Below are 16,603 nucleotides of genomic sequence, written 5' to 3'. Positions count from 1 at the left end.
GAGCGGGGTCCGGGGGGCGGCGGGGGCGAAACCCTACTGCGGGGCCCCCGCCACGGCGCACAGGCCGTCGCGCCATCGCATCCCGTTCACCTGCCCGGGCTCATCGCCGATCACGTACCGCACACGCCGCCCGTGCACGCGGCGCGCAGGCGCCCGGCAGCCCCGGGGCCGGCAGCCCCGCGCCAGTCGGGCATAGGGATCGGCCGTCCGCGCGCAGGCCGTCGTACCGGTCGAGCGAGGGCTCGACGCGGGCCGGGCGGAGACGCGGCGGACGGTCATCGTGGGTGTCAGTCCCTGCCCTGCCGCAGCGCGGGGTGCGCCCCCGCCGCCACCAGGTCGGAGACCGCCGTCTTCGGGTCACGCCCGGTGACCAGCGACTCGCCCACCAGGACCGCGTCGGCGCCCGCGTTGGCGTAAGCGATGAGGTCGTGGGGGCCCCGGACACCGGACTCGGCGATCCTGACGATGTTCTCGGGGATCTCGGGGGCGACCCGCTCGAACGTGGAGCGGTCGACCTTCAGCGTCTTCAGGTTGCGCGCGTTCACGCCGATCACCTTCGCGCCCGCGTCCACCGCCCGCTCGACCTCCTCCTCGTCGTGCACCTCGACGAGGGGCGTGAGCCCGATGGAAACGGCACGCTCGATGAGGGACTCCAGGGCGGCCTGGTCCAGGGCGGCGACGATCAGCAGCGCCAGGTCGGCGCCGTACGCCCGGGCCTCCCACAGCTGGTAGGAGGTGACGATGAAGTCCTTGCGCAGGACCGGGATGTCGACGCGGGCCCTGACCGCCTCCAGGTCCGCCAGCGAGCCGCCGAAACGGCGCTGCTCGGTGAGGACCGAGATCACGGCCGCGCCACCCGCCTCGTAGTCGGCTGCCAGCCCGGCCGGGTCGGCGATCGCGGCGAGCGCGCCCTTGGACGGGCTGGAGCGCTTGACCTCGCAGATCACCTTCACGCCGTCACCGCGCAGTGCGGCCACGCCGTCCTTGGCCGCCGGAGCCTTCGCCGCGCGCTCCTTGAGCTCGTCGAGGCTGACGCGCGCCTGCCGCTCCGCGAGGTCGGCACGGACTCCGTCGATGATCTCGTCGAGCACACTCACGCGAGCGGCCCCCTTCCTGACGGTGGAGGTTGAAGCGGTTCAAGCAGTTCAAGCGGTTCGGTGGTGCGCCCTGTCCCGGGCGGGCCGACGTGTGCGGGCCCTACCCAGGGGGCACTGCGATGGTATCCGGAGGAGTGCGCAGGCCCCGCATCCGGTCGACGCCGGTCCCACTACCTGGACATTCACCGTTTGATCAAGGGTGCAGCCAGCCACCGAACGGCAGGTTCCGCACAACCGTGAAGAGCAGCACGAACGCGCCCAGCGACCACAGCGCCACCGGCCCCGGATCGATCCGCACCGGCCGTCCGCGCACCGCGTGGACCACCCAGACGGTCCACACCACCGCGAACCCCGCAAAGCCCAGCACGGCGACCGCGTTGTCCGTGAGGGCCGTGACGAGGTCCCCGTGCACGAAGGCGTGAGCGGCTCGCAGACCGCCGCAGCCCGGGCAGTAGAGACCGGTGAGGCGCAGCACCGGACAGACCGGGTAGTGCCCTGGCTCATTGGGGTCCACGGCGCCGACGTACGCGAAGGCCCCGGCCACGGCCGCGAGCACCCCGGCGGGCACGGCCACCCGCCGCAGCACGGCCCCCGCACCCGTGTCCGCGCCGGTGTCACTCGACGGCGTCACCCTTCGGCTCTCGGCGTTCACACCACGCATTCTGCCCGGCGCGGGCCGCACGGCGCGCGGGAGGGGCGGACCCGGTGACATGGACACCGCGTCCGCCCCTCCCTGAGCCTCAGGAAGCCGAAGCCGTACAAGGCCGAAGCCGTACGAAGCCGAAGCTGTCGCCCTGCGAGAGCCTCAGCTCTCGGCGCTGACCGGCTCGGGCGTCGCCTCGGCCTTCGCGACGTGCCGCACCGGGCGGGCCGCCGTCGGCTGGCCCAGCCCCATGGAGCGCATGACGGCGCCTACGACACCGCCGAGGAGGGTGATCACCATGCCGGCCCAGAAGCCCAGCGGGTTGTCCATCACCATGAAGGCACCCGCGACGCAGAAACCGATGAAGATGATTGTGACACCGGTCCAGGCGGCCGGGGTGTGACCGTGGCTGCTGCCCGCCATGACTTGCTCCTCGTTGCTGTAAGCGATGCGTGCGTGAGTCGACGCTCGCCGTCCATTGTCCCGTACCCGCACGGACCTCCCTGAGCGGGGGTCTCCCGTCGTACGGAACCGCCAGAGTACGCGGATGTCCGTCTTCCGGGGGAACCTCGGCCGGCGGCTACGCGCCCGTCGGGTCCTCCCCGCGGTCCAGCGCCTTCCACAGATCTTCGGGCCGGTCCGGGTCCACGGGCTTCGCTCTGCGCGGCCGGGGCGTCCCGTCGCGCTCGTACCGGCCGGACATCGCGGGCCACCGCCGCCCGTACCGCAGCGCGATCAGCCCGGCGAGCAGGATCAGCGCGCCGCCCGCGGCCGCGACGTACGGCCAGGCGGTGTGGCTGAGCTCGCCGACGGTGGCGGAGGTGTCGCCGGAGGCCTGCGCGGCCTTCTCGTCGAGCGCGGAGCTGTCGGAGGCGCCCAGCAGCGCGGCGACGACCGTGCCCGCGCCGGAGAGCGCGAGCAGGGCCGCGACCAGGACGCGCCCGGCCCTGCGTACGGCGAAGACGGCGACGAGAGCGGCGAGGCCCACGATCGCGAGGGCAGCGGGCACGCCCGTGACGTCGCTGCCCTTGGCGGTCAGCGGGAAGTCGCCGCCCGCGACCGAGGCGGTGGCCGCCGACCAGCGCTGCCGGGAGGCGAGCAGCGCCACGGCCGCGCCGAGCGCGCCGCAGAGCAGGGCGACGGCGAGGCTGCGCCGGCCGGCGCGGACGCGTGCGGGTTCGGATCCGGAGTGAGGGGGTGCGGTCACGTACTCCACTATCGCCTGAACCCCGCGCGTCCCGTCACCCGGGGTTCACGCCCCGGCCGCCCGACCGAGCCGGTTCGCCGCGTGGACCGCCCTGAGCACCGCCGCCGCCTTGTTGCGGCACTCGGTGTCCTCGGCCACGGGGTCCGAGTCCGCGACGATGCCGGCACCCGCCTGGACGTACGCCGTGCCGTCGCGCAGGAGCGCCGTACGGATGGCGATGGCGGTGTCGGAGTCGCCCGCGAAGTCGAGGTATCCGACGCAGCCGCCGTACAGCCCGCGGCGGGCGGGCTCCAGCTCGTCGATGATCTGCATCGCGCGCGGCTTGGGGGCGCCGGAGAGCGTGCCGGCCGGGAAACAGGCGGTCAGCACGTCGAAGGCCGTACGGCCCGCCGCGACCCGTCCGGTGACCGTCGACACGATGTGCATCACGTGCGAGTACCGCTCGATCGACATGAAGTCGACGACCTCGACCGAGCCGGGCTCGCACACGCGGCCCAGGTCGTTGCGCCCCAGGTCGACGAGCATCAGGTGCTCGGCGCGCTCCTTGGGGTCGGCGAGCAGCTCGTCGGCGAGGGCCTGGTCCTCCTGCGGGGTGGCGCCGCGGTGGCGGGTGCCCGCGATGGGGTGCACCATGGCCTGCCCGTCCTCGACCTTGACCAGGGCCTCGGGGGACGATCCGACGACGTCGAACCCGTCGAAGCGGAACAGGTACATGTACGGGGACGGGTTGGTGGTCCGCAGCACCCGGTAGACGTCCAACGCGCTTGCCGTGCACGGCGTTTCGAAGCGCTGCGACGGGACGACCTGGAAGGCCTCGCCGGCCCTGATGCGCTCCTTGACGTCCTCGACGGCCTCCTGGAAGTCGGGGCCGCCCCAGCGGGCCGTGTACTCCGGGAGCTCGGAGGGCGGGAGTTCGGCCGGGGGCTGCGAGACGGGGCGGGCGAGGTCGGCCTGCATGGCGTCGAGGCGGGCGATCGCGTCCGCGTGGGCCTCGTCGACGCCCGTGTCGAGGTCGTTGTGGTTGATGGCGTTGGCGATGAGCAGCACCGTGCCGTCCCAGTGGTCGAGGACGGCGAGGTCGCTGGTGAGCAGCATGGTCAGCTCGGGGAGTTTCAGGTCGTCGTGCTCCCCGGGGCCGATCTTCTCCAGGCGGCGCACGATGTCGTAGCCGAGGTAGCCGACCATGCCTCCGGTGAAGGGCGGCAGGCCCGCGGCGAGGTCGTGGGGCGTGTGGAGGGCCTCGATGGTGGCGCGCAGGGCGGCGAGCGGGTCGCCGTCGACGGGGACGCCGACGGGCGGGGTGCCCAGCCAGTGCGCCTGGCCGTCGCGCGCGGTGAGGGTGGCGTGGCTGCGGACGCCCACGAAGGAGTACCGGGACCATGAACGGCCGTTCTCCGCGGACTCCAGCAGGAAGGTGCCGGGGCGCTCGGCGGCGAGCTTTCGGTAGAGGGCGACCGGGGTGTCGCCGTCGGCGAGGAGCTTGCGGCTGACGGGGATGACGCGGCGGTCGGTGGCCAGCTTGCGGAACGTCTCGAGGTCCATGGCGGCTGACCTTACTGATCCAGTGACGCCGCGCCGGAACCGGCGCCGCCCTCGACGGCCTTGAGGACGTCCTCGTCGAAGCAGGTGCGGGCTCCGGTGTGGCAGGCGGCGCCCACCTGGTCGACCTTGACCAGCACGGTGTCGGCGTCGCAGTCCAGGGCCACGGACTTCACCCACTGGAAGTGGCCGGAGGTGTCGCCCTTCACCCAGTACTCCTGGCGGCTGCGCGACCAGTACGTGCAGCGGCCCGTGGTGAGCGTGCGGTGCAGCGCCTCGTCGTCCATCCAGCCGAGCATGAGCACCTCTCCGGTGTCGTACTGCTGGGCGATGGCGGGCAGGAGTCCGTCGGCGCTGTGCTTGAGGCGCGCGGCGATCTCGGGATCGAGGCTGCTGGGGCCGCTGGATGACGGCGTGCTGGTCATGGGTGCCATTGTGCCGCGCGCCACCGACAGCGCCCGCCATTGTCCACAGGACGGACCGGTCCGTCCTGTGCCGATCCCTGCTGGGCGGACCCGCTGCCCGGTCGTAGGCTGGCTGCCATGTCGACCCATGCCAAGCGTGAACGACTCCTCCTCGCCGATCTGTTGGAGGCCTCCGGCCCGGACGCCCCGACCCTGTGCGACGGCTGGAACACCCGTGACCTCGCCGCGCACGTGGTGGTGCGGGAGCGCCGCCCCGACGCCGCCGGGGGAATCCTCGTCAAGCAGCTCGCGCCGCGTCTGGAGCGCGTGATGGCGGAGTTCGCCGCGAAGCCGTACGAGGAGCTGATCCAGCTCATCCGCACCGGCCCGCCGCGTTTCTCGCCCTTCTCCCTCAAGCAGATCGACGAGATCTCCAACACGATCGAGTTCTACGTCCACACCGAGGACGTACGCCGCGCCCAGCCCGACTGGACCAGGCGCGAACTGGACCCGGTGTTCCAGGAGGCCCTGTGGTCCCGTCTGGAGCGCACCGCCCGGCTGATGGGCCGCGGCTCCCCCACCGGACTCGTCCTGCGCCGCCCGAACGGCCAGACGGCGGTCGCCCACCGGGGCACACCGGTCGTCACGGTGACCGGTGAGCCCTCGGAGCTGCTGCTGTTCCTGTACGGACGCCAGCAGGTGGCCGACGTGGAGCTGGACGGCGAGAAGGAGGCGATCACGCGGCTGCACGAGACGAAGCAGCTGGGGATCTGAGGGCTCACTTCGGTATTTCGGCGCGGCGGAGGTCACGGACGCACAGCACCAGGACCCCGCCGAGGCCGCACAGGGCCGCGCTGACCACGAAGACGGGGCCGGTGCCCCACACCCTGACTGCCGCGGCGGACACCGGCATGACGAGCGGTGTACGCCGCGACGTGCGCCGCGTGCGGCAGCCGCCCCCGGACGGTGAGCAGCAGGGCGGCGGCCCCCGCGCCGGTGCCGAACCCGGCGAGCACCCAGCCCACGCCGGAGGCACCCCGGCCGCGCTCGTCGGCGAGCAGGACCAGGCCCACGTTGAGCGGGCCGACGAAGCCGAGATCGCCCAGCGCGACGGCCAGGATCAGCGGCGCGAGCACACGGTGGCCGCGGATGTGGCGCGGACCGTCACGGAGGGCGCGCCAGGCGGTACGTCCGGGCGCCTTGTCGTCCCCGGGCAGGTCGGCGATCCGTACCGTCACGAGCATCGGCACCGAAGAAGTGACCGGGGCTCGAGGCTCAGCGGAGCGTCACCGTACCGGGTGGCCCGCCTCCCGCAGCGTCTCCTTCACCTCGCCGATCCGCAGGTCCCCGAAGTGGAAGACCGACGCCGCCAGCACCGCGTCCGCGCCCGCCGCGATGGCCGGCGGGAAGTCGCCGAGCCTCCCGGCGCCGCCCGAGGCGATCACCGGGACGGTCACGTGCTTCCGGACCGCCGCGATCATCTCCAGGTCGTAGCCGTCCTTCGTACCGTCCGCGTCCATCGAGTTGAGCAGGATCTCGCCCGCGCCCAGCTCGGCGGCCCGGTGGGCCCACTCGATCGCGTCGATGCCGGTGCCCTTGCGGCCGCCGTGGGTCGTCACCTCGAAGCTCCCGGACGGAGTCCGCCGCGCGTCCACCGACAGGACCAGGACCTGACGGCCGAAGCGCTCCGCGATCTCACGGATCAGCTCCGGGCGGGCGATCGCGGCCGTGTTCACGCCCACCTTGTCCGCGCCCGCGCGCAGCAGCTTGTCGACGTCCTCGGCCGTACGGACGCCGCCGCCGACCGTCAGCGGGATGAAGACCTGCTCGGCGGTGCGGCGCACCACGTCGTAGGTGGTCTCGCGGTTGCCGGAGGACGCGGTGATGTCGAGGAACGTCAGCTCGTCGGCGCCCTCGGCGTCGTACACCTTGGCCATCTCGACGGGGTCGCCCGCGTCGCGCAGGTTCTGGAAGTTGACGCCCTTGACGACCCGGCCGTTGTCCACGTCCAGGCAGGGGATGACTCGGACCGCCAGGGTCATGAATCGGGCTCCTCTGATGTCCTCAATGTCCTCTGAATGCTTCTACTTCTACTTCGACCAGGATGCGGGGGTCGACGAAGCCCTCCACGACCAGCAGGGTCGAGATCGGGCGCACGGAGTCGAACAGCTCCTTGTGGGCCCGGCCCACCTCGTCCACGTCCCGGAGGTGGGCCAGATACATCCTCGTCCGGATCACGGACTCGACGCCGAGTCCGAACTCGCCGATCGCCTCGACCGCGCCGGCGAAGGCCACTCTGGCCTGCTCGTACGGGTCGCCCTCCCCGTACAGCACCTGGCCCTTGAAGGCCGTCGTGCCGCCCACCAGCACACGGTCGCCCGCCGCGACGGCACGTGCGAAACCGAAGGACTCCTCCCAGGGGCTTCCGCTCTGCACGCGCCGCACGGCATCGGTCATGACGACACAGCCTCCAAGGCCTCTTCCAGGGTGAACGCCTTCGCGTACAGCGCCTTCCCGACGATGGCGCCCTCGACACCGAGCGGTACGAGACCGGAGATCGCCCGGAGGTCGTCCAGCGACGACACGCCGCCCGACGCCACCACCGGGCGGTCCGTCGCGGCGCAGACGTTCTTCAGGAGCTCCAGGTTGGGGCCCTGCAGGGTGCCGTCCTTGGCGATGTCCGTGACGACGTACCGCGCGCAGCCCTCCTTGTTGAGGCGTTCCAGCGTCTCGTACAGGTCGCCGCCGTCGCGGGTCCAGCCGCGGCCCCGCAGCGTGGTGCCCCGGACGTCCAGGCCCACCGCGATCCTGTCGCCGTGCTCGGCGATGACCTTGGCGACCCACTCGGGGGTCTCCAGGGCGGCCGTGCCCAGGTTCACGCGGGTGCAGCCGGTGGCCAGGGCGGCGGCGAGCGTGTCGTCGTCGCGGATGCCGCCGGACAGCTCCACCTTGATGTCCATAGCCCCGGCGACCTCGGCGATCAGCTCGCGGTTGTCTCCCGTGCCGAACGCGGCGTCCAGGTCGACGAGGTGCAGCCACTCGGCGCCCGAGCGCTGCCAGGCGAGGGCGGCCTCCAGCGGGGAGCCGTACGAGGTCTCCGTGCCGGACTCGCCGTGCACGAGGCGGACGGCCTGGCCGTCACGGACGTCGACGGCGGGGAGGAGTTCGAGCTTGGCCATGGTCTACAGGGTTCCGATCCAGTTGGTGAGCAGCTGCGCTCCGGCGTCGCCGGACTTCTCGGGGTGGAACTGCGTGGCCCACAGGGCGCCGTTCTCCACGGCCGCCACGAAGGGCTTGCCGTGCGTGGACCAGGTGACCCTGGGGGCCCGCATGGTGGGGTTGTGGGTCTCGAGGTTCCAGTCGTGGACGGCGTACGAGTGCACGAAGTAGAAGCGGGCGCCCGCGTCCAGGCCCGCGAAGAGCTGGGAGTCGGACGGTGCGTCGACGGTGTTCCAGCCCATGTGGGGCACGATGTCGGCCTGGAGCGGCTCGACCGAGCCGGGCCACTCGTCGAGGCCCTCGGTCTCCACGCCGTGCTCGATACCGCGGGCGAAGAGGATCTGCATACCGACGCAGATGCCCATCACCGGACGGCCGCCGGACAGCCGGCGGTCGACGATCCAGTCGCCGCGCGCCTCCGTGAGGCCCTTCATGCAGGCGGCGAACGCGCCGACGCCCGGCACCAGCAGGCCGTCCGCGTTCATGGCCTTGTCGTAGTCACGGGTGATCTCGACATCGGCTCCCACGCGCGCGAGGGCGCGCTCGGCGGAACGGACGTTGCCGAAGCCGTAGTCGAAGACGACCACGCGCTTTGCTGGGGTACTCAATTCCACACCTCCAGCCTCAGGACGCCCGCGACGAGACACATCGCGGCGCCGATGGAGAGCAGGGTGATGAGGCTCTTGGGCATCTGCTGCTTGGCGAAGGAGATGATGCCGCCGACGAGGAAGAGCCCGACGACGATCAGGATGGTCGACAGCCCGTTCACAGCGCGCCCTTCGTGGAGGGCAGGATGCCCGCCGCGCGCGGGTCCCGCTCGCTCGCGTACCTGAGGGCCCGTGCCAGCGCCTTGAACTGGCACTCCACGATGTGGTGCGCGTTGCGCCCGTACGGCACGTGCACGTGCAGCGCGATCTGGGCCTGGGCGACGAAGGACTCCAGTATGTGCCGGGTCATCGTCGTGTCGTACTCGCCGATCATCGGCGCCATCTTCTCGGGCTCGGTGTGCACCAGGTACGGCCGGCCGGAGAGGTCCACGGTGACCTGCGCGAGCGACTCGTCGAGCGGCACCGTGCAGTTGCCGAAGCGGTAGATGCCCACCTTGTCGCCGAGGGCCTGCTTGAAGGCGGCGCCCAGCGCGAGGGCGGTGTCCTCGATGGTGTGGTGCGAGTCGATGTGCAGGTCGCCCTCGGTCTTCACGGTGAGGTCGAACAGACCGTGGCGGCCGAGCTGGTCGAGCATGTGGTCGTAGAAACCGACCCCGGTGGAGATGTCCGTCTTCCCGGTGCCGTCCAGGTCGACCTCGACGAGGACGGACGTCTCCTTGGTCGTCCGCTCGACACGCCCTACGCGGCTCATGCGCTCTGCTCCTTCGGGGGTGCGGGGGTGTCCCCCACAACACTCAGTAGTTCACGTACCGCGTCCAGGAACGCGTCGTTCTCGGCCGGGGTTCCCGCGGTCACCCGCAGCCACCCCGGTACGCCGTTGTCCCGGACCAGGACACCCCGGTCGAGGATCCTCTGCCAGGCTTCGTGGGAGCCGTGCTTGCCGTCGAATCGCCCGAACTGCACGAAGTTGGCGTCCGACTCGGTCACCTCGTAGCCGATCGCGCGCAGCTCGGCGACCAGCCGGTCCCGCTCGGACTTCAGCTGCTCGACGTACTTCAGCAGCGTGTCGGTGTGCTCCAGGGCGGCCAGGGCGGTCGCCTGCGTGACGGCCGACAGGTGGTACGGCAGCCGTACGAGCTGGACGGCGTCCACGACCGCCGGGTGCGCGGCGAGGTAGCCGAGGCGCAGCCCGGCCGCGCCGAACGCCTTGGACATGGTCCGGGAGACCACGAGGTGGGGGCGGCCCTCCAGCAGCGGCAGCAGCGAGTCGCCGTGGCTGAACTCGATGTACGCCTCGTCGACCACCACCATCGACGGCTTGGCCGCCTGTGCGGCCTCGTACAGGGCGAGGACCGTCTCGGGCGGGACCGCGTTGCCCGTGGGGTTGTTGGGGGTGGTGATGAAGACGACGTCCGGCCGGTGCTCGGCGATGGTCTTCTCGGCGGCGGCGAGGTCGACGGTGAAGTCGTCATTGCGGGGTCCGGAGATCCAGCCCGTGCCCGTGCCGCGGGCGATGAGCCCGTGCATCGAGTACGAGGGCTCGAAGCCGAGCGCCGTACGGCCGGGGCCGCCGAAGGTCTGCAGCAGCTGCTGGATGACCTCGTTGGAGCCGTTGGCCGCCCAGACGTTCTCGACGCCGACCGGGTACTTGCCGGTCTTCGTCAGATACTCGGCGAGCCCGGTGCGCAGCTCGACCGCGTCCCGGTCCGGGTAGCGGTTGAGGTTGCGGGCCGCCTCGCGCACCCGCTCGGTGATCCGCTCGACCAGCGGCTCGGGCAGCGGGTACGGGTTCTCGTTGGTGTTCAGCCGTACGGGGACGTCCAGTTGGGGCGCGCCGTAGGGGGACTTGCCGCGCAGCTCGTCCCGTACGGGGAGATCGTCGATACGTACGTCGTTCACTTGCTCTCCGGCACCTTCCAGCCGAACCTCGCCTTGATCGCCGCGCCGTGCGCGGGCAGGTCCTCCGCCTCCGCCAGCGTCACCACGTGGTGCGCGACCTCGGCCAGCGCGTCCTTCGTGTAGTCGACGACGTGGATGCCGCGCAGGAAGGACTGGACGGACAGGCCGGAGGAGTGACAGGCGCAGCCGCCCGTCGGCAGCACGTGGTTGGACCCGGCCGCGTAGTCACCGAGCGAGACCGGCGCCCAGGGGCCGATGAAGATCGCGCCCGCGTTCACGACGCGTTCGGCGACCGCGGCGGCGTCCGCCGTCTGGATCTCCAGGTGCTCGGCGCCGTACGCGTTGACCACGCGCAGGCCCTCGTCAATGCCGTCGACGAGCACGATCGCGGACTGGCGGCCCGCCAGGGCCGGGCGGATCCGGTCCTCGATGTGCTTGGTGGCCTCGACCTGCGGGGCCAGCTCCTTCTCGACCGCGTCCGCGAGCTCCACGGAGTCGGTGACGAGAACGGCGGCGGCCAGCGGGTCGTGCTCGGCCTGGCTGATCAGGTCGGCGGCGACGTGCACCGGGTCGGCGGTCCCGTCCGCGAGGACGGCGATCTCGGTCGGGCCGGCCTCGGAGTCGATGCCGATGAGCCCCGTGAAGTACCGCTTGGCCGCGGCCACCCAGATGTTGCCGGGGCCGGTGACCATGTTGGCGGGCGGACAGGACTCGGTGCCGTACGCGAACATCGCGACCGCGGTCGCGCCGCCGGCGGCGTACACCTCGTCGACGCCAAGCAGTTCGCAGGCCGCGAGGATCGTCGGGTGCGGGAGCCCGCCGAACTCGGCCTGCGCGGGGGACGCGAGCGCGACGGAGCCGACGCCGGCTTCCTGCGCGGGCACCACGTTCATGATCACGGACGACGGGTAGACCGACCGGCCGCCCGGCACGTACAGCCCGACGCGCTCGACCGGCACCCACTTCTCAGTGACCGTGCCGCCGGGGACCACCTGGGTGGTGTGGCTGGTCCGGCGCTGCTCCCGGTGGACGATACGGGCGCGGCGGACGGACTCCTCCAGGGCCGCGCGCACGGCCGGGTCGAGCTGCTCCAGCGCGTCCCCCAGCGCCTGCGCCGGAACCCGTACGGACTCCAGGCGTACGCCGTCGAACTTCTCGGCGAAGTCGATCAGCGCCGCGTCGCCCCGATGATGCACGGCCTCGCAGATCGGCCGCACCTTCTCCAGGGCGGCCGAGACGTCGAAGTCGGCTCGGGGCAGCAGGTCGCGCAGGGCGGGGCCCTTCGGCAGGGCGTCGCCGCGCAGATCGATTCGGGAGATCACGGGCCCAATTCTCTCAGACCCGGGTCGGGCGCCGTCCGTCCGTATCAGTGGCTGATACACGACTGGACGCAAAACCTGAAGATCACCTTCACATTCGGCGTTCGGCGTGTCACTCAGCGGGCATGGGACGGGTGTACGAAACCCGCGAGTAGATGGGGAGCCCGTGCAGGCACGGGCAGGAGGGAAGAAGGAGTAGTGACCGATGGTGCCGGCTTCGGCCGGGACGGGGACCCGCCGGAGGGCCTCAGCGCCGTTGAGAGAGGGATGTGGCAGGCCTTCCGCAACGGCAGCGTCTACGACCTGCGCGTCGGGGACACCGTGGTGGACGATCCGCACGGCGGCCACCCCTGGGGGCCGGAGCGGACCGTGCGGGCGCGGATCGTGTGCTGGCTGCTGCTGGACGGGCCGCCCGCGCTGGCGGGCCGGGTGTCGGCGCTGAAGCTCGTGGGCGTGCAGATCGAGGACACGCTCGATCTCGCGGGCGGCACGGTCGCGCCGTACGTCGAGATGAAGGGCTGCCGGTTCGAGAAGGAGATCCGGCTGCCGGAGGCGCGGTTCACCACCGTCCGGCTGGTCGACTGCTCGGTGCCCCGGCTGGAGGCGGCCCGGGTGCACACCGAGGGCGACTTCCATCTGCCGCGCTGCCGCTTCCACAGCGGGGTCCGGCTCACCGACGCCCAGATCGGCACCGATCTGATGCTCAACCAGGCCGTGGTCCAACGGGACCGGAGCGGCCGCTCGATCACCGGGGACGGCATGACGGTCGGGCAGGACCTCCAGGCCGAGATGCTGGAGGCGCACGGCGAGCTGAGCCTGCGCGGCGCCACCATCGGCGTGTCGCTGAGCCTGCGCGGCGCCCGGCTGACCAACCAGTACACGCGCCAGGCCCTGAACGCGCCCCAGCTGACCGTGGGCCGCACCCTCTATCTGACCCCCGCGGGCGTCGGCAATCCGATCGTCACCAGCGGCACCACGCCCGCACACGGCACGCGGGTGCAGAGGTTCGCCTGTGAGGGTGGGGTGCGCCTCGACGACGGGCGGTTCGGTGACGCGGTCGACCTGGAGGGGGCGCGCTTCACCTTCACCGACGAGCAGGAGCTGTCGCTGCGCCGCGTCCAGGTGCCCGAACTGCGTTTCCTCGGGCAGCGGCCGGAGCGCGGCAAGGTGGTGCTGTCGGGCGCGCGGATCGTCAACCTGATGGACAGCGCGGACAGCTGGCCCGGCCCCGGCAACATCCAGATGGGCGGCTTCCAGTACGAGAACCTCGTGCCGCGCGGACCGTTCCCGCTGGTCAAGCGGCTGGAGTGGGTGTCCGCCGCGACCGCCGAGTACAACCCGGAGCCGTACGAGCGGCTGGCCGCGGTGCTGCGCGCCGGCGGGGAGGACGAGGACGCCCGCGAGGTCCTGCTGGCCAAGCAGCGCCACCGCCGCGAGAACCTGCCGCTCGCGGCCAAGCTCTGGGGATACGCGCAGGACTGGACCGTCGCGTACGGGTACCGGCCGGGCCGGGCGGCCATGTGGCTCGCGGTGCTGTGGGCGGCCACGTCGATCGCCTTCTCGCATGCCGCGCACCCGCCGATCAAGGACGGTGAGCATCCGCCGTGGAACGCCTCGCTGTTCGCCCTTGACCTGCTCCTGCCGCTGATAGACCTGGGGCAGGCGGGCTACTGGCAGCTGCGCGGCGGCTGGCAGTGGCTGGCCGCGGCGGTGGTCCTGTTGGGCTGGATCCTGGCGACGACGGTGGCGGCGGGGGCGACGCGGCTGCTCAGCAGGGGCTGACGGGAGAGGGAGTACGGGGTACGGGGCGCGGCATCCGGAGCACGGGCTTCGCACATGCCTGGAGTACAGGATTCCAACAGTCGCCGGACAGGCCCTTTTTACCGGACCTTGACCGTTGCCGACGCAACCGAATTTGCGTTACGCATTCGCGCTGGCGCGCCTCCGACCTGCGGGTTTTCAATGGTCGACACCATGGCTCTGCTGCGCGCGTTCATTCGTACCGCACGAATGATCCGGAACACCTCGTCCCTCGCCGTCGGCCTGCCCGCCGACGACGAGGTACTGCTCGACGCCCCCGACGCCCGGCTCGCGCCCGCCCTCGTGGCGGCGGGCCGCGGCGAGTACCTCCCGGCGGCCGAACTGCTGATCACCACCCGGAAGGCCGCCGAGTGGGAGGACCGCGACCGGTACGCGACCCGTCTCGCGGCCTTCGCACGCCTGCGCGGCGAGTGGCTCACCGAGTGGCAGCGGGCCGCCCCCTACGACCCCGATGTCCTGCTGGTCGAGGCCGCGCTGGCGGTGGCGCGCGGCTGGGAGTCCCCGGACCACGCCGAGCGCCTGCGTCAGGTGGGCCCGTTGATCGCCGCGGCGGCTGAGGGCGAGCCGCGTGACCCGGTGCCCTGGCGGATCGCGCTCGACCATGCGCGGGGCACCCACGCGGGCCACGACGCGTTCGAGCGGCTGTGGGCCGAGGCCGTCCACCGCTCACCGCACCACTACGGCTGCCATGTCGCCGCGCTCCAGTACCTCGCGGCCTCGTCCCGTACCGGGGACTCGTGCTGGGCAGGGGAGCGGGGGCCGCGCACCCATCGCGAGTGCTTCGACTTCGCCGAGCGGGCCGCGCTGGACGCACTCCCGGACTCGCTGGTGCAGGCGCTGCCGGTGCGGGCGGCGTTCGCGTATCTCACCGAGGACGGCGGGGCGGGCGTGACGCGTGGCCGGCTGGACGCGGCGGCCGACGCGGCGGTCGCGCTCTCGGCCCGGTACGCGGCCGCCGACCCCTGGCCGGCCGAGGTCCGCAACCTGCTGACGTACGTTCTGGTACGGCTGGAACGCTGGGAGGACGCCCTGGAGCAACTGCGTCTGATCGGCCCGTACGCGACCTCGTTCCCCTGGGAACGGATTTCTGACGACCCGCTCGGGCAGTTCCTGGAACTCCGGGACGGCATACGCCTGGAGGTGGCGTCGGGCATGCCGCTGCGCCCACGGTCCGGTGCCCGCCCGAGCCCACGGAGTGGGCGCGGAGGACGCCCTGCCCCCGACGACCACTAGGCTCTTGCGTCGTGACCACCGTCCGCCTCCCGCTCTTCCCCCTGAACTCGGTGCTGTTCCCGGGGCTGGTGCTCCCGTTGAACATCTTCGAGGAGCGCTACCGCGCCATGATGCGCGAGCTGCTCAAGACCCCCGAGTCCGAGCCGCGCCGCTTCGCCGTCGTCGCCATCCGCGACGGCCACGAGGTCGCGCCCGCCGCGCCCGGTATGCCGGACCGGACGTCCCAGCCGGAGCGCGGCCCGGCCGCGGGCTTCGGCGACGACCCGGTCCGGGCCTTCCACGGGGTGGGGTGCATCGCGGACGCGGCGACCATCCGGGAGCGCGACGACGGCACGTTCGAGGTACTGGCGACCGGCACGACCCGTGTACGCCTGCTCTCGGTGGACGCGTCGGGCGCGTTCCTGACGGCCGAGCTGGAGGAGCTGCCGGAGGAGCCCGGCGATGAGGCGGGGGCGCTGGCCGAGGGGGTGCTGCGGGCCTTCCGCCAGTACCAGAAGCGCCTGGCGGGGGCCCGTGAGCGCTCGCTCTCGACGGGCACGGAGCTCCCGGACGAGCCGGCCGTGGTCTCGTACCTCGTGGCTGCGGCGATGATGCTCGACACCCCCGCCAAGCAGCGGCTGCTCCAGGCCCCGGACACGGCCTCGCGCCTGCGCGACGAGCTGAAACTCCTGCGCGCGGAGACGGCCATCATCCGTAGTCTGCCGTCGCTGCCCGCGTCGGACCTGACGCGCGGCCCCACAAGTCTCAACTGACGCGTCTGTACTGGCATGTCCCCACTGGCATAAGGGCACGGCACCTTGTCGAAGAAGTCGAAGAAGCAGCAGCAGTCCGGAGGGACCCCGGCGACGGTGGCCCTGACGGGGGCCGGTGTGGACTTCACCGTCCACTCCTACGAGCACGACCCCTCCCACCCCTCGTACGGCGAGGAGGCGGCGGAGGCGATGGGCGTCTCCCCGGACCGCGTCTTCAAGACGCTGGTGGCGGACGTGGACGGCGCGCTGGTCGTCGCCGTCGTCCCGGTGGCGGGCTCGCTGGACCTGAAGGCCCTGGCCTCCGCGGTGGGCGGCAAGCGCGCGGCGATGGCGGACCCGACCCTGGCGGAACGCACCACGGGCTACGTCCGCGGCGGTATCTCACCGCTGGGCCAGCGCAAGAAGCTCCGCACGGTCCTGGACGCGTCGGCTCGGTCCCACGACACGATCTGCGTCTCGGCGGGCCGCCGCGGCCTGGAGATCGAACTGTCCCCGGAAGCCCTCCTCGAACTCACGGAAGCGGTCTCGGCGCCCATCGGCCGTGCATGACCCCTCGACGACTTCCCGGTCCTCGGCTACTACCAAGGACATGTCGAAAAGAACCCGCAAACGCAAGTGGCGCACCAAGAAGGGCCGCTCCAACCACGGCCACCGCCCGGCGTAAGAGCCGTCCGGCACCCGGTCCAGCACCCACCGGCCCGTCGGCAACACTCAGCCGGTCCGGCAAAAGCACTCGGGCCGGGACCCACGAGCCCGTCCGCAACGCTCAGCCCGTCCAGCAACACTCAGCCGGTCCAGCACCCACCAGCCCGTCCGGCGCTTGAGGACGAGGCCGTTCAGGCCGACAAAACACCCACCCACC

The 16,603-nt window shown here is 72.0% G+C and carries 20 protein-coding genes and 1 pseudogene; 5 read left to right on the top strand and 16 right to left on the bottom strand.

All coding sequences use genetic code 11. The features are described 5' to 3' along the window. Positions 1–33: 33 nt before the first annotated feature. From trpM to hisI, 7 genes are all read right to left on the bottom strand, one after another. On the bottom strand, positions 34–279 hold the full coding sequence (trpM, locus tag FNH04_RS49455; RefSeq protein ID WP_152787379.1) for a tryptophan biosynthesis modulator TrpM: 246 nt from the start codon (positions 277–279) through the stop codon (positions 34–36). An 8-nt stretch (positions 280–287) separates the two neighbouring features. After that, a complete protein-coding gene (trpC, locus tag FNH04_RS23575; protein WP_322723641.1) occupies positions 288–1,097 on the bottom strand; it encodes an indole-3-glycerol phosphate synthase TrpC in 810 nt (269 codons plus the stop codon). A gap of 193 nt (positions 1,098–1,290) precedes the next feature. Continuing rightward, positions 1,291–1,758, bottom strand: coding sequence for a DUF2752 domain-containing protein (locus FNH04_RS23570; protein WP_152787377.1), 468 nt, complete (start codon positions 1,756–1,758; stop codon positions 1,291–1,293). Between the two features lie 144 nt (positions 1,759–1,902). Further along, positions 1,903–2,163, bottom strand: a complete 261-nt coding sequence (locus FNH04_RS23565; protein WP_152787375.1) for an HGxxPAAW family protein — start codon at positions 2,161–2,163, stop codon at positions 1,903–1,905. Positions 2,164–2,320: 157 nt separating this feature from the next. Further along, positions 2,321–2,956 carry a TIGR02234 family membrane protein gene (locus FNH04_RS23560; protein WP_322723638.1) on the bottom strand — a complete coding sequence of 212 codons (636 nt, stop codon included), beginning with the start codon at positions 2,954–2,956 and terminating at the stop codon, positions 2,321–2,323. A gap of 36 nt (positions 2,957–2,992) precedes the next feature. Then, on the bottom strand, positions 2,993–4,489 hold the full coding sequence (locus tag FNH04_RS23555; RefSeq protein ID WP_152787374.1) for an anthranilate synthase component I: 1,497 nt from the start codon (positions 4,487–4,489) through the stop codon (positions 2,993–2,995). 11 nt (positions 4,490–4,500) lie between these two features. After that, a complete protein-coding gene (hisI, locus tag FNH04_RS23550) occupies positions 4,501–4,911 on the bottom strand; it encodes a phosphoribosyl-AMP cyclohydrolase (RefSeq protein WP_152787372.1) in 411 nt (136 codons plus the stop codon). 117 nt (positions 4,912–5,028) lie between these two features. Between hisI and FNH04_RS23545 the strand changes: the two genes are divergently transcribed. Continuing rightward, the gene (locus tag FNH04_RS23545) at positions 5,029–5,664 is read left to right on the top strand and encodes a TIGR03085 family metal-binding protein (protein ID WP_152787370.1); all 636 of its coding nucleotides are present in this window, start codon (positions 5,029–5,031) and stop codon (positions 5,662–5,664) included. Positions 5,665–5,668: 4 nt separating this feature from the next. On the opposite strand, the pseudogene FNH04_RS23540 reads toward FNH04_RS23545, so the two are convergent. The 9 genes and pseudogenes from FNH04_RS23540 to hisD form a co-directional block, all read right to left on the bottom strand. Beyond that, a pseudogene (locus FNH04_RS23540) lies at positions 5,669–6,152 on the bottom strand (MFS transporter); the annotation flags it as partial. 24 nt (positions 6,153–6,176) lie between these two features. Next, entirely contained in the window at positions 6,177–6,932 is a 756-nt protein-coding gene (gene hisF / locus FNH04_RS23535; protein ID WP_152787368.1) for an imidazole glycerol phosphate synthase subunit HisF, read from the bottom strand. A 22-nt stretch (positions 6,933–6,954) separates the two neighbouring features. Further along, positions 6,955–7,347: a RidA family protein gene (locus tag FNH04_RS23530; protein WP_152787366.1), complete on the bottom strand. Its 393-nt coding sequence runs from the start codon at positions 7,345–7,347 to the stop codon at positions 6,955–6,957. Then, a complete protein-coding gene (priA, locus tag FNH04_RS23525) occupies positions 7,344–8,069 on the bottom strand; it encodes a bifunctional 1-(5-phosphoribosyl)-5-((5-phosphoribosylamino)methylideneamino)imidazole-4-carboxamide isomerase/phosphoribosylanthranilate isomerase PriA (protein ID WP_152787364.1) in 726 nt (241 codons plus the stop codon). Before priA ends, FNH04_RS23530 begins: the two co-directional genes overlap by 4 nt. Positions 8,070–8,072: 3 nt before the next feature. Further along, positions 8,073–8,717, bottom strand: coding sequence for an imidazole glycerol phosphate synthase subunit HisH (hisH, locus tag FNH04_RS23520; RefSeq protein ID WP_152787362.1), 645 nt, complete (start codon positions 8,715–8,717; stop codon positions 8,073–8,075). Then, positions 8,714–8,878 (bottom strand): hypothetical protein, encoded by a 165-nt coding sequence (locus FNH04_RS46655; RefSeq protein ID WP_194236789.1) that lies wholly within the window; start codon positions 8,876–8,878, stop codon positions 8,714–8,716. Before FNH04_RS46655 ends, hisH begins: the two co-directional genes overlap by 4 nt. After that, positions 8,875–9,468: an imidazoleglycerol-phosphate dehydratase HisB gene (gene hisB / locus FNH04_RS23515; RefSeq protein WP_152787360.1), complete on the bottom strand. Its 594-nt coding sequence runs from the start codon at positions 9,466–9,468 to the stop codon at positions 8,875–8,877. Before hisB ends, FNH04_RS46655 begins: the two co-directional genes overlap by 4 nt. Then, the gene (locus tag FNH04_RS23510; protein WP_322723634.1) at positions 9,465–10,616 is read right to left on the bottom strand and encodes a histidinol-phosphate transaminase; all 1,152 of its coding nucleotides are present in this window, start codon (positions 10,614–10,616) and stop codon (positions 9,465–9,467) included. The genes hisB and FNH04_RS23510 overlap by 4 nt, the downstream gene beginning before the upstream one ends. After that, complete coding sequence (gene hisD / locus FNH04_RS23505) at positions 10,613–11,938, bottom strand: histidinol dehydrogenase (RefSeq protein WP_322723632.1); 1,326 nt, start codon at positions 11,936–11,938, stop codon at positions 10,613–10,615. Before hisD ends, FNH04_RS23510 begins: the two co-directional genes overlap by 4 nt. A gap of 195 nt (positions 11,939–12,133) precedes the next feature. Between hisD and FNH04_RS23500 the strand changes: the two genes are divergently transcribed. The 4 genes from FNH04_RS23500 to ybaK all read left to right on the top strand — a co-directional run bounded on the left by FNH04_RS23500 (position 12,134) and on the right by ybaK (position 16,290). Further along, complete coding sequence (locus FNH04_RS23500; RefSeq protein WP_322723630.1) at positions 12,134–13,717, top strand: oxidoreductase; 1,584 nt, start codon at positions 12,134–12,136, stop codon at positions 13,715–13,717. 180 nt (positions 13,718–13,897) lie between these two features. Beyond that, positions 13,898–14,989, top strand: a complete 1,092-nt coding sequence (locus tag FNH04_RS23495; protein ID WP_194236787.1) for a hypothetical protein — start codon at positions 13,898–13,900, stop codon at positions 14,987–14,989. 11 nt (positions 14,990–15,000) lie between these two features. Next, a complete protein-coding gene (locus tag FNH04_RS23490) occupies positions 15,001–15,741 on the top strand; it encodes an LON peptidase substrate-binding domain-containing protein (RefSeq protein WP_322723628.1) in 741 nt (246 codons plus the stop codon). A gap of 45 nt (positions 15,742–15,786) precedes the next feature. Further along, a complete protein-coding gene (gene ybaK / locus FNH04_RS23485; RefSeq protein WP_152787354.1) occupies positions 15,787–16,290 on the top strand; it encodes a Cys-tRNA(Pro) deacylase in 504 nt (167 codons plus the stop codon). The last annotated feature ends 313 nt before the right edge of the window (positions 16,291–16,603 follow it).

This window comes from Streptomyces phyllanthi (assembly GCF_009377205.1).
GTDB lineage: Bacteria > Actinomycetota > Actinomycetes > Streptomycetales > Streptomycetaceae > Streptomyces > Streptomyces phyllanthi.
This window is presented reverse-complemented; position numbering and strand designations above follow the sequence as displayed.